The organism is Streptomyces ossamyceticus (assembly GCF_001418475.1).
Taxonomy (GTDB): domain Bacteria; phylum Actinomycetota; class Actinomycetes; order Streptomycetales; family Streptomycetaceae; genus Streptomyces; species Streptomyces ossamyceticus.
Window position 1 is genome coordinate 20,335 of the sequence record NZ_LIQX01000197.1, and the last position, 11,152, is coordinate 31,486.

The window sequence follows — 11,152 nt, forward strand, 5'->3', positions numbered from 1 at the left end:
CTTACAGCACCTCCGGCGCGAGCGAGATGATCTTCATGAACTTCTTCTCGCGCAGCTCACGGCCGACGGGGCCGAAGATACGGGTGCCGCGAGGGTCGCCGTCGTTCTTCAGAATGACGGCGGCGTTCTCGTCGAAGCGGATGTACGAGCCGTCCGGACGGCGGCGCTCCTTGACGGTGCGAACGATGACCGCCTTGACGACGTCACCCTTCTTCACGTTGCCACCGGGGATCGCGTCCTTGACGGTGGCGACGATGACGTCACCGATGCCCGCGTAGCGGCGACCGGAGCCACCGAGCACACGGATGCAAAGGATTTCCTTCGCACCAGTGTTGTCGGCGACGCGCAGTCGCGACTCCTGCTGGATCACGTCTATCTCCTGATTGTCTGCCGGTTCCCTCCGGGAGTTGACCGGAGAGCCTGGCGGAACCGTCCTGCGGATTTACCCCGCAGGAATTACTTGCGCCTCTTCGGGCGAGAACCCACGCCGGGGTCCGGGACGGAGCCCCGGCGGGGGTCAGCGGGGGCAGGGCCCCCGCTTGATTACTTCGCCTTCTCGAGGATCTCGACGACGCGCCAGTGCTTCGTGGCGGACAGCGGCCGGGTCTCCATCAGGAGGACACGGTCGCCGACGCCGGCGGCGTTCTGCTCGTCGTGCGCCTTGAGCTTGCTCGTGCTGCGGATGACCTTGCCGTACAGGGCGTGCTTCTTGCGGTCCTCGACGGCGACGACGACGGTCTTGTCCATCTTGTCGCTGACGACGATGCCCTCACGGGTCTTGCGGAATCCGCGCGCCTCGGTGTTCGTCTCAGTCACGTTGTTCTCGCTCATCAGGCGTTCTCCACCGTTTCGATGCCCAGCTCACGCTCGCGCATCAGGGTGTAGATCCGCGCGATGTCCTTGCGGACCGCCTTCAGACGGCCGTGGTTCTCGAGCTGTCCGGTCGCCGCCTGGAAGCGGAGATTGAACAGCTCTTCCTTGGCCTCGCGGAGCTTCGCAAGAAGCTCCTCGTTGCCCAGCTCGCGCAGCTCGGACGCCTTGGTACCGGCCGACATCACGCTTCACCTGCCTCGCGCTTGACGATCCGGCACTTCATCGGCAGCTTGTGGGCGGCGCGAGTCAGGGCCTCACGGGCGATCTTCTCGTTGGGGTACGACAGCTCGAACATCACGCGTCCGGGCTTGACGTTGGCGATCCACCACTCCGGCGAACCCTTACCGGAACCCATGCGGGTCTCGGCAGGCTTCTTGGTGAGGGGACGGTCCGGGTAGATGTTGATCCAGACCTTGCCACCACGCTTGATGTGACGCGTCATGGCGATACGAGCGGCCTCGATCTGACGGTTCGTCACATACGCCGGGGTGAGCGCCTGGATGCCGTACTCGCCGAACGCAACCGACGTGCCACCCTTGGCAGCGCCGTCGCGCTTGGGGTGGTGCTGCTTGCGGTGCTTGACCCTACGGGGGATCAGCATGTCGGTCAGGCCTCCGTTCCGGTGCTCTCAGCCGGAGCAGCCGCGGGGGCCTCGGCCTTGGGGGCCTCGGCGCCGGCAGCCTGCTGCGGCTTGCGACCGCGCCGCTCGCCACCGCGGCCACCACGGGCCGGGCGGTCGGCACCACCGCGGGCCGGGCGGTTACCCGCACGGGCAGCGGCGTTCTCGGCGCGGACCTCGGCGATGTTCTTGACGTCGCCCTTGTAGATCCAGACCTTCACACCGATGCGGCCGAAGGTCGTCTTGGCCTCGAAGAAGCCGTAGTCCACGTTCGCGCGGAGCGTGTGCAGGGGCACACGGCCCTCGCGGTAGAACTCCGAGCGGGACATCTCGGCGCCGCCGAGGCGGCCACCGCACTGGATCTTGATGCCCTTGGCGCCGGCCTTCATGGCGGACTGCATGCTCTTGCGCATGGCCCGACGGAAGGAGACGCGGGAGGACAGCTGCTCGGCGACGGCCTGAGCAACCAGCTGAGCGTCGGTCTCGGGGTTCTTGACCTCGAGGATGTTCAGCTGGACCTGCTTGCCCGTCAGCTTCTCCAGCTGACCGCGGATCTTGTCGGCCTCCGCACCGCGGCGGCCGATGACGATGCCCGGACGCGCGGTGTGGATGTCCACGCGGACACGGTCACGGGTGCGCTCGATCTCCACCTTGGAGATACCGGCGCGCTCCATGCCGGACGTCAGCATCCGACGGATGGCGACGTCTTCCTTGACGTAGTCCTTGTACAGCTTGTCGGCGTACCAGCGGGACTTGAAGTCCGTGGTGACACCGAGCCGGAACCCATGCGGGTTAACCTTCTGGCCCATTACCGGGTTCCTTCCTTGCTGCTGACGACCACGGTGATGTGGCTGGTCCGCTTGCGGATCCGGTAGGCACGGCCCTGGGCACGCGGCCGGAACCGCTTCAGGGTCGGACCCTCGTCGACGTACGCCTCGCTGATGAACAGCGAGTTGGCGTCCGTGTGGTCGTAGTTGTGCGCGGCGTTGGCGATGGCGCTGTCGAGCACCTTGCCGACGGGCACGGAAGCGGCCTGCGGGGCGAATCGCAGGACCGCCTGAGCCTCCGTGGCGTCCATGCCACGGATAAGGTCCACCACGCGGCGGGCCTTCATGGGCGTGACGCGGATGTACCGCGCCTGGGCCCTGGCTTCCATGGTTGTCCCTCTCAGTTACTTACGTGTCTGAATGCGATCCGCGGTTAGCGGCGCTTCGACTTCCGGTCGTCCTTGACGTGACCCCGGAAGGTGCGCGTCGGCGAGAACTCGCCGAGCTTGTGGCCGACCATCGACTCGGTGACGAACACCGGGATGTGGGTCTTGCCGTTGTGCACCGCGAGCGTGTGGCCGAGCATGGCCGGCACGATCATGGAGCGACGGGACCAGGTCTTGATGACGTTCTTGGTGCCTGCTTCGTTCTGGGCGTCCACCTTCTTGATCAGGTGGTCGTCGACGAAGGGCCCCTTCTTGAGACTGCGCGGCATCTAAACCCGCTCCTAGCGCTTCTTGTTCGTCTTGCGGCGGCGGACGATGTACTTGTTCGACGCCTTCTTGGGCGAACGAGTACGACCTTCCTTCTGACCCCAGGGGCTGACCGGGTGGCGACCACCGGAGGTCTTGCCCTCACCACCACCGTGGGGGTGGTCAACCGGGTTCATCGCCACACCGCGGACGGTCGGGCGGACGCCCAGCCAGCGCTTGCGGCCGGCCTTGCCCCAGTTGATGTTGCTCTGCTCGGCGTTGCCGACCTCACCGACGGTGGCGCGGCAGCGCACGTCGACCAGGCGGATCTCACCGGAGGGCATGCGGAGGTGGGCGTAGGCGCCCTCCTTCGCGAGCAGCTGCACGGAGGCACCGGCGGAGCGGGCGAACTTGGCACCGCCACCGGGACGGAGCTCGATCGCGTGGATCGTGGTACCGACCGGGATGTTGCGGAGGGCCAGGTTGTTGCCCGGCTTGATGTCGGCCCCGGGACCGTTCTCGACGCGGTCACCCTGCTGCAGGTTGCGCGGGGCGAGGATGTAGCGCTTCTCGCCGTCGGCGTAGTGCAGCAGCGCGATGCGCGCGGTGCGGTTGGGGTCGTACTCGATGTGCGCGACCTTCGCCGGCACGCCGTCCTTGTCGTGACGACGGAAGTCGATCACGCGGTAGGCGCGCTTGTGTCCGCCACCCTGGTGGCGAACGGTCACACGACCGGCGTTGTTACGGCCGCCCTTGCTGTGCAGGGGGCGGACCAGCGACTTCTCCGGCGTGGACCGCGTGATCTCGACGAAGTCGGCGACGCTGGAACCACGACGGCCCGGCGTAGTCGGCTTGTACTTGCGGATTCCCATTTCTCAGTCCTCGTCCGATATCGGACGATCCGACCCGCTTACGCGGTCGGACCGCCGAAGATGTCGATACGGTCGCCCTCGGCGAGGGTCACGATCGCGCGCTTCGTCGCGGAGCGCTGGCCGAAGCCGGTGCGGGTCCGCTTGCGCTTGCCCTGGCGGTTGATCGTGTTGACCCCGGTGACCTTGACCGAGAAGACCGACTGGACGGCCTGCTTGATCTGGGTCTTGTTGGCGCCGGGCGCGACGATGAACGTGTACTTGTTCTCGTCGAGGAGCGCGTAGCTCTTCTCCGACACGACCGGCTTGATCAGGACGTCACGGGGGTCCGTGTACGCCTTGCTCGCCGGGGTGACGACGGTGTTCTTGCCCTCGGTGGCGTGGCGACGCGCCTTGGCGACGCGCGCGGCCTTGGCGGCCTTGGCCGCCTTCGAGGCGATGGAGGGGTGACGGACGGCCATCAGACCTCAGTCCCTTCGGTGTCGTTGGCCTTCGGGCCGGCGACGAAGGACTCGAGAGCGGCCTGGGTGAAGACCACGTCGTCCGAGACGATCACGTCGTACGTGTTCAGCTGGCCCGGCTCCAGGATGTGCACCTGGGGCAGGTTACGGGCGGAGAGCCACGCGGCCTCGTCCGAGCGCTCGACGACCAGGAGCAGGTTCTTGCGCTCCGAGATCTTGCCGAACAGGCTCTTGGCGGCCTTGGTGGACGGGTTCTCGCCCTCGATCACGCCGGAGACGACGTGGATGCGGTTGTGACGGGCCCGGTCGGTGAGGGCGTGGCGCAGGGCCGCGGCCTTCATCTTCTTCGGGGTCCGCTGCGAGTAGTCACGCGGCTGCGGGCCGTGGACGACGCCACCACCGGCGAACTGGGGCGCGCGGGTCGAGCCCTGACGGGCGCGGCCGGTGCCCTTCTGGCGGTACGGCTTCTTGCCGCCACCGCGAACCTCGCCACGGGTCTTGGTCTTGTGCGTGCCCTGACGGGCAGCGGCGTTCTGCGCGACGACGACCTGGTGGATCAGCGGGATGCTGACCTTCTCCACGCCGAAGATCTCCGCGGGGAGCTCGACGCTTCCGGTCTTCTCGCCGGCAGGCGAAAGGATGTCAACAGTGCTCATCGGTACCTCAGGCCCCCTTGGCCGCGGTGCGGACCAGGACGAGGCCGCCGTTCGGACCGGGAACCGCGCCCTTGATGAGCAGCAGACCCTTCTCCGCGTCAACGGCGTGGACGGTCAGGTTCTGGGTGGTGACCCGCTCGTTGCCCATGCGACCCGCCATGCGGAGGCCCTTGAACACGCGGCCCGGGGTGGCGCAGCCACCGATGGAACCGGGAGAGCGGTGCTTGCGCTGGGTGCCGTGTCCGGCGCCGAGGCCCTTGAAGTTGTGACGCTTCATGACACCGGCGAAGCCCTTGCCCTTGCTCTTGCCGGTGACGTCGACCTTCACGCCGGCCTCGAACACCTCAGCGGTGATCTCCTGGCCCAGCGTGTACTCGGAGGCGTCCGCGGTGCGGATCTCGACGAGGTGGCGACGGGGGGTGACGTCGGCCTTGGCGAAGTGGCCCTTGAGGGGCTTGTTCACCTTGCGCGGGTCGATCTCGCCGAAGGCGATCTGGACCGACTCGTAACCGTCGGCGTCGTTGGTACGAACCTGGGTCACGACGTTGGGGCCGGCCTTGACGACGGTGACCGGAACAACGCGGTTGTTCTCGTCCCACACCTGCGTCATGCCGAGCTTCTCGCCCAGGATGCCCTTGATCTGCTTAGCCATTCTCAGATCACCGCCCTCAGAGCTTGATCTCGATGTCGACACCGGCCGGGAGGTCGAGTCGCATCAGAGAGTCAACGGTCTTGGGGGTGGGGTCGAGAATGTCGATCAGGCGCTTGTGCGTGCGCATCTCGAAGTGCTCGCGCGAGTCCTTGTACTTGTGCGGCGACTTGATGACGCAGTACACGTTCTTCTCAGTGGGCAGCGGCACCGGGCCCGCGACCGACGCACCAGTGCGAGTCACCGTCTCGACGATCTTCTTCGCCGAGGAGTCGATGACCTCGTGGTCGTAGGCCTTGAGCCGGATGCGGATCTTCTGTCCCGCCATGGCTACTCAGTAGTCCTGTCTCTCTAACGCTCTGGAACCCGGTGTTCCCTTGCGGCCGTCCTCCGACCCACGCGGTCGGGCGTGTCGCGCTTCCGCTGACACAGATGTCCCTTGTTCGAACATCCCTTGCGCGGGAACGCGGCCCTACCGGAACCGCAGGCCGGGGGCGGAGGCCCACCGGGTGCCTGGCCGGCGCTGCGCCACACTTCCCGGAAGATTCCCGTACGTCCGCTCCAGCGCTGCCGTGAGGCAGTTAGAGCGACGAGTACTGTGGGACTCGCTTCCGGTCCCCCCGGCGGGAGGCGTGCAGCATCAACACTCGACCGAGCAACTCCGACAGTCTGCCATATGGGGAAGGGCCTCCGCCAATCGAGCCGGAGAGATTACCCCCAGAGTGACCGAGGTCAAACCAGACCACGGAGAAGGCGTACGCGCCCGTGTCGCCGGACGCGGGCACCTGCCGCCGTCCGGCACCGACGTGGAGCAGGACGCGCTCAGCCCCGCACCGACGTGCGCTCCACCGGGGTCGCCCAGTGGGCCGTGCCAAGGCACAGGGCGAGCGCGGCGGTCAGAAGCAGGACGACTGCCGGGTCCACCGCCGCGTCGAGGAGCCAGGCACCCAGCATGCCGCCCGTGAACATCGCGCCGACCGAGGCGAGACGGCGGCCCTCGTGGCGGGCGCCGGAGCCGATGCGGGTGTCTGCGGTCGGCGGGAGGCCGCTGAGGAGGGCGGTCAGGGCGCGGGTGGACAGGGTGGTGGGCACATCCGGGACCGATGCCCTGAGCGCGGTGACGTTGCGGAGACCCATGGCCCCGGCGACCAGCGCGATCACCGCGAAGTGACGTCCGGTCGACGGCTCGCCCGACCCGGTCGGCGGGTGGATGCCGGTGCGCCACGCGAGCAGCGCGCCCAGCCCCAGCAGCACCGCCTCGGCGAGCAGCGCGACCACGAACCAGCGGTTGCCCCGCCGGTCCACCTCCGACTCCAACCGGGAGCCGAGCACCGTGCCCACGGCGAAGCCGGCGATGGACACGCCGGACGCGGCCGGGGAGAGGTCGGTGGCGCCGGCGAGAGCGAAGGCGAGGAACAGCAGGTTTCCCTTCTGCACCGCGGTGAACACCGGTCCCAGGACGAGGAAGCTGACGGCCTCGATCATGCCGGTCGTCAGGGTGAGCGCCATCATCACCGAGGTGAGTGCGACACCCGCTCGGGGTTTCATGGCGGGACCCTAAGACCGGTTAATCCATTGGCCCGCCGTCGCCACGCGCTCCTACGCTGATCAGGCACGCCGGCGCTGATCAGGCACGCCGGTACGCCGGTGGGGCGGCTGGTCGGAGGTCCCGGACGGCGATCGGGCGGGGGACATCCATCATGCGTACGCACTATCCGCGGACCCGGCATCTGCCCTGGTCCCCCGGCGCGTCCTCGGACGATCTCCGGGTCACGGACCTGTCCGGGCTGCGCGGGCGCGAGGTGGTCGTGACGGAGAAGCTCGACGGCGAGAACACGACGCTGTACGCCGACGGCCTCCATGCCCGGTCGCTCGACTCCGCCCACCACCCCTCCCGCACCTGGGTCAAGGCGCTCCAGGCACGGGTCGGGCCGTCCATCCCGGAGGGCTGGCGGGTGTGCGGGGAGAACATGTTCGCCCGGCACTCGCTCGCGTACGAGGACCTGGAGAGCTGGTTCTACGGCTTCTCGGTGTGGGACGCCGAGGGTCGCTGCCTCGACTGGGACCGCACGGTCCGCTTTCTGCGGGGGCTCGGGGTCCCGGTGCCGCGGGTGCTGTGGCGGGGCGAGTTCGACGAGCGGGCGCTCCGGGCGCTGCGGCTGGACCTCGGGCGGCAGGAGGGGTACGTCGTCCGGGTCGCGGACGGCTTCGGCGCGGCGGAGTTCGGGGCGCGTGTGGCCAAGTGGGTGCGGGCCGGGCACGTCCGGACGGACACGCACTGGATGCACGCGGCGGTCGTCGAGAACGGGCTGGGCGCGCGGGCCTCCCTGTGGGACGTGCGCTCGGGGGTCCGTGTCGACGCCGAGGCGCTGACGGAGGCGGTCGGGCTGCCCGGCGCGGGGGACATGGGGGACGCGGAGGCTCTGGCGCGCTTCGACGCGGCCGGGTTCACCGGGGACGACCGGCTCGTCGGGGCCCTCGCCGCGCTGCTCCACGCCCGGCACGGGCAGCGGGGGTGGCTCGCGGCGCGGCTCGCCGGGGTCGTGGGCCTGCCGCTCGCACGGCGCGTGGCGGATCTCGTCGGGCTGCACCCGGCGCTGCACCGGCCGTATCCGGACGAGGACCGGCGGACGGGCCTGGTGCGGATGTCGTACGCCGCCGATCTCGGGCTGCTGCACGCGGTCGCCCGCGCCACGGCGGAGACGGACGAGGCCCGGGACCAGGCGGAGTGGTCCCTGCTGCATGCGGAGGAGATCGGCCGCCCGGAGTGGGACGTGCTGCGGGGGGCCTTCGCCGACCTGCCCGCCGACGCGGCCGTCCGGTGCCGGGCCGAGGCGCGGGAGGCGTACGCGCGGGGGCGGATCAGCGCGATCGCGGGGGACGGCGGTGATGACGGTAGCGGCGGGAACGGTTCCGCCGGTCGGCGCCGCGCGGTGTCCGAGGAGGCCGTGGCCGCGACCTGGCGGTGGCGTTCGGGGAACTTCCCGAAGCTGATCCAGCTGGTGGGGCCGGCGGGCAGCGGCAAGAGCTCGTTCGCGCGCCGACTGCCGGACGTGGACGTGTACGTCTCGCTGGACGACCTGCGCGCGGCCCGGGGGTCGCGCGCCGATCAGCGGGCCAACGGGGAGGTGCTGCGCGCGGGGCTCGACCGGCTGGACGCGGCGCTGGCCGCCGGGGGGACGGTGGTGTGGGACGCCACGTCGCTCACCCGGCAGCAGCGCTCGCTCGTGCACGCGGTCGCCCACCGCCGGGACGCCCTGCTCACCCACGCCGTGGTCCTCGTCGACGAGGACGAGCTGGTGCGGCGCAACGCCCGCCGGGAACACCCGGTGCCGCCGGAGGTGCTCACCGCGCAGGTGCGCCGGTTCAGCCCGCCGTACCCCGGCGACGCCCATCGCACCTGGTACGTCGGGGCGAGTGGGACCGTAGAGGAAGAGGTCTGAGGACGTGCGTACGAGCGAGGAGATCTACCACCGGGTGCGCTGGGACGCCCGCTTCGACCCGGCCCGCTTCGTGCTGGGCGTGATGCAGCGCGGCGCCGATCCCAAGCGCGTCCCGCTGCCCGTGTTCGTGCCGGGCGGCGAGATCCCGTGGCACCGGGTGTTGTTCTTCGAGGCCGACGGCGAGGTGGTGTGGGACCGGACCACCGGCGTGGACCGTATCGACGCGACGGACGCCGGGCGCGTGCGGGAGGCCCGGCGGCTGCGGGCGCCGTTCTTCACGCCCCGCACGCCTCACGTCTGGGACGACGTGGCGGAGGACTGGGTGCCCGCGCCACCGGGAGCCCCGGAGGGGCCCGGCGGCTCACCCGCGCCGACCGACGCCGTACGCGTCCTGACCTGGAACACCCTCTGGGACCGGTACGACGCCGACCTCATCGACAGTGCCCGGCGGCGGCCGCTGCTGCTGCGGGCGCTGCGCGAGGCCGACGCGGACGTGATCGCGCTGCAGGAGGTCGAGGCGGAGCTACTGGCCATGCTGCTGCGGGAGTCCTGGCTCCGGGCGGGCTGGACGCTCGGCACGGACCCTCGCGGCCGTGACGTGGACGAGTGCGGTCTGCTGCTGCTGAGCCGGCTGCCGGTGCGGGAGGCGGCGTATCACGCGCTGGGCCCGCACAAGGGGGTGACCGCCGTGGTCGTGGAGACGGACGGCGGGCCCCTGGCCGTGGCGGCGACCCATCTCAGCAGCGACCACTCCGTGGACGGCGCCGGTCGCCGTACGGCCGAACTCTCCCGTATGGCCGAGGGGTTGGCCGGTCTGGACGCCGAGCTGGTCCTCGTGGGCGACTTCAACGACGGCGGTGACACACCGCAGGTCACCCTCGGGATGCGGGACGCGTGGAGCGAGGCGCACGGCCCCGGGGACTTGACGCCGACCTTCGACCCCGGCGCCAATCCCCTCGCCGCGATCTCCTCCCTGAGCGGCCGGGCCTCCCGGCTGGACCGGGTGCTTCTGCGCTCGGCGGGCGAGGGCCTGCGTGTGCGCCGGGCCGAGCTGTACGGCGACCGGCCCACGGCGGAGGGTCTCCACATCTCCGACCACTACGGCGTACGGGTGGAGCTGGCGCGGGACACGTCCGTATCCGCCGCCGACGTCTGCGACGCCACGCCGACGGCCCGTACGGCACTGGCGTGGCTGCCGCCCGACGACCTGTGGCCGCCGTTGCAGGACATCCGCCGGGCTCACGACCCGCAGATCCACCGCTGGCCACCGCACGTCAACGTGCTTTTCGGCTTTGTACCGGAACACGCCTTCGAGGAGGCGGCGGCCGTGCTGGCGTCGGCGCCGACCGCCGCGTTCGACGCCCGGCTGGAGGGCGTGCACTGGTTCGGACACCGGGACGACGCGACGGTCTGGCTCGACCCGGCGGCGGCCGGCGAGGGGCCGTGGGCCGAGCTGCACCGCACCCTGGCGAGCCGCTTCCCCCGCTGTCACGGCCGCCGTCACGGCTTCACCCCGCACCTCAGCCTGGGCCGCACCACCGACCCGAACGCCCTGGCCGCCGACTGCGCGGCCCGGCTGGCGCCAATGCCGGTCCGTGTCGGCGAACTGGCCCTGCTGTCCCGACGCGGGGACGAGCCGATGCGGGTGCGGGGCCGGCTGAAGCTGGGCACGGGTGAGGTGCGCTGGGAGCGGGAGGAGACCCCGCACCCCGAGCCTCGGGAGGAGATGCCGGGTGCGGACGAGACGGCCGAACCGCCGGGTGCGGACGAGACGGCCGACACCGCCGTGGCCGACCGCCTCGCCCGCCGCATCTCGGCCGCCCTCCCCCACGGCGTCGTCCACGTCGTCGGCTCCCGGCGCATGGGCTGCGCGCTGCCGGGCGCCGACCTGGACCTGGTCGCGGCCCTCCCCGGCTGCGTCGAACTCGCCTCGCTGCGAGCGGAGTTGACAGCGGCGCTCCCGGACGCGACCGGGGTGCGGGAGGTGGTCGGCGCCCGGGTGCCAGGGCTGCGGCTGCGGCTCGACGGGACGGACGTCGACCTGGTGGTCGTGGCCACGGGCTCGCTGGACCCCGCAGAGGCGGTGGACCGCCGGGACGAACTGGGCGAGGCGGCGGCCACGG

General features: G+C 70.4%; 15 protein-coding genes. 2 read left to right on the forward strand and 13 right to left on the reverse strand.

The annotated features are described in order from the left end of the window. Window position 1: 1 nt before the first annotated feature. The 13 genes from rplN to AOK15_RS16135 form a co-directional block, all read right to left on the reverse strand. On the reverse strand, window positions 2–370 hold the full coding sequence (rplN, locus tag AOK15_RS16075) for a 50S ribosomal protein L14 (RefSeq protein ID WP_003998823.1): 369 nt from the start codon (window positions 368–370) through the stop codon (window positions 2–4). 173 nt (window positions 371–543) lie between these two features. Continuing rightward, window positions 544–831, reverse strand: coding sequence for a 30S ribosomal protein S17 (gene rpsQ, locus AOK15_RS16080; RefSeq protein WP_006130775.1), 288 nt, complete (start codon window positions 829–831; stop codon window positions 544–546). After that, window positions 831–1,055, reverse strand: a complete 225-nt coding sequence (rpmC, locus tag AOK15_RS16085; RefSeq protein WP_007494763.1) for a 50S ribosomal protein L29 — start codon at window positions 1,053–1,055, stop codon at window positions 831–833. The genes rpsQ and rpmC overlap by 1 nt, the downstream gene beginning before the upstream one ends. Then, window positions 1,055–1,474 (reverse strand): 50S ribosomal protein L16, encoded by a 420-nt coding sequence (rplP, locus tag AOK15_RS16090; protein WP_055517277.1) that lies wholly within the window; start codon window positions 1,472–1,474, stop codon window positions 1,055–1,057. Before rplP ends, rpmC begins: the two co-directional genes overlap by 1 nt. A gap of 5 nt (window positions 1,475–1,479) precedes the next feature. Further along, on the reverse strand, window positions 1,480–2,301 hold the full coding sequence (rpsC, locus tag AOK15_RS16095; RefSeq protein ID WP_055517279.1) for a 30S ribosomal protein S3: 822 nt from the start codon (window positions 2,299–2,301) through the stop codon (window positions 1,480–1,482). Continuing rightward, entirely contained in the window at window positions 2,301–2,648 is a 348-nt protein-coding gene (rplV, locus tag AOK15_RS16100) for a 50S ribosomal protein L22 (RefSeq protein ID WP_055517281.1), read from the reverse strand. The genes rpsC and rplV overlap by 1 nt, the downstream gene beginning before the upstream one ends. Window positions 2,649–2,692: 44 nt before the next feature. Further along, window positions 2,693–2,974, reverse strand: coding sequence for a 30S ribosomal protein S19 (gene rpsS / locus AOK15_RS16105; RefSeq protein ID WP_003992359.1), 282 nt, complete (start codon window positions 2,972–2,974; stop codon window positions 2,693–2,695). A 12-nt stretch (window positions 2,975–2,986) separates the two neighbouring features. Further along, window positions 2,987–3,823, reverse strand: coding sequence for a 50S ribosomal protein L2 (rplB, locus tag AOK15_RS16110; protein ID WP_055517283.1), 837 nt, complete (start codon window positions 3,821–3,823; stop codon window positions 2,987–2,989). A 38-nt stretch (window positions 3,824–3,861) separates the two neighbouring features. Beyond that, complete coding sequence (gene rplW, locus AOK15_RS16115) at window positions 3,862–4,281, reverse strand: 50S ribosomal protein L23 (protein WP_055517285.1); 420 nt, start codon at window positions 4,279–4,281, stop codon at window positions 3,862–3,864. After that, a complete protein-coding gene (gene rplD / locus AOK15_RS16120) occupies window positions 4,281–4,937 on the reverse strand; it encodes a 50S ribosomal protein L4 (protein WP_055517287.1) in 657 nt (218 codons plus the stop codon). The genes rplW and rplD overlap by 1 nt, the downstream gene beginning before the upstream one ends. A gap of 7 nt (window positions 4,938–4,944) precedes the next feature. Beyond that, window positions 4,945–5,589: a 50S ribosomal protein L3 gene (gene rplC, locus AOK15_RS16125; RefSeq protein ID WP_055517290.1), complete on the reverse strand. Its 645-nt coding sequence runs from the start codon at window positions 5,587–5,589 to the stop codon at window positions 4,945–4,947. Window positions 5,590–5,605: 16 nt separating this feature from the next. Then, window positions 5,606–5,914 (reverse strand): 30S ribosomal protein S10, encoded by a 309-nt coding sequence (gene rpsJ / locus AOK15_RS16130; RefSeq protein ID WP_003948644.1) that lies wholly within the window; start codon window positions 5,912–5,914, stop codon window positions 5,606–5,608. A gap of 494 nt (window positions 5,915–6,408) precedes the next feature. Beyond that, window positions 6,409–7,134, reverse strand: coding sequence for a YoaK family protein (locus AOK15_RS16135; RefSeq protein WP_055517292.1), 726 nt, complete (start codon window positions 7,132–7,134; stop codon window positions 6,409–6,411). A 152-nt stretch (window positions 7,135–7,286) separates the two neighbouring features. Here AOK15_RS16135 and AOK15_RS16140 point away from each other — a divergent pair, with 152 nt between their 5' ends. Further along, entirely contained in the window at window positions 7,287–9,029 is a 1,743-nt protein-coding gene (locus AOK15_RS16140) for an RNA ligase family protein (protein WP_055517294.1), read from the forward strand. A 4-nt stretch (window positions 9,030–9,033) separates the two neighbouring features. Beyond that, a partial coding sequence (locus AOK15_RS16145; protein ID WP_055517297.1) for an RNA repair domain-containing protein occupies window positions 9,034–11,152 on the forward strand: 2,119 nt, incomplete at its 3' end.

Coding starts and splice junctions, on each gene's coding strand:
- rpsQ (WP_006130775.1), bottom strand. CDS start 831: ATGAGCGAGAACAACGTGACTGAGACGAACACCGAGGCGCGCGGATTC.
- rpmC (WP_007494763.1), bottom strand. CDS start 1,055: ATGTCGGCCGGTACCAAGGCGTCCGAGCTGCGCGAGCTGGGCAACGAG.
- rplP (WP_055517277.1), bottom strand. CDS start 1,474: ATGCTGATCCCCCGTAGGGTCAAGCACCGCAAGCAGCACCACCCCAAG.
- rpsC (WP_055517279.1), bottom strand. CDS start 2,301: ATGGGCCAGAAGGTTAACCCGCATGGGTTCCGGCTCGGTGTCACCACG.
- rplV (WP_055517281.1), bottom strand. CDS start 2,648: ATGGAAGCCAGGGCCCAGGCGCGGTACATCCGCGTCACGCCCATGAAG.
- rpsS (WP_003992359.1), bottom strand. CDS start 2,974: ATGCCGCGCAGTCTCAAGAAGGGGCCCTTCGTCGACGACCACCTGATC.
- rplB (WP_055517283.1), bottom strand. CDS start 3,823: ATGGGAATCCGCAAGTACAAGCCGACTACGCCGGGCCGTCGTGGTTCC.
- rplW (WP_055517285.1), bottom strand. CDS start 4,281: ATGGCCGTCCGTCACCCCTCCATCGCCTCGAAGGCGGCCAAGGCCGCC.
- rplD (WP_055517287.1), bottom strand. CDS start 4,937: ATGAGCACTGTTGACATCCTTTCGCCTGCCGGCGAGAAGACCGGAAGC.
- rplC (WP_055517290.1), bottom strand. CDS start 5,589: ATGGCTAAGCAGATCAAGGGCATCCTGGGCGAGAAGCTCGGCATGACG.
- rpsJ (WP_003948644.1), bottom strand. CDS start 5,914: ATGGCGGGACAGAAGATCCGCATCCGGCTCAAGGCCTACGACCACGAG.
- AOK15_RS16135 (WP_055517292.1), bottom strand. CDS start 7,134: ATGAAACCCCGAGCGGGTGTCGCACTCACCTCGGTGATGATGGCGCTC.
- AOK15_RS16140 (WP_055517294.1), top strand. CDS start 7,287: ATGCGTACGCACTATCCGCGGACCCGGCATCTGCCCTGGTCCCCCGGC.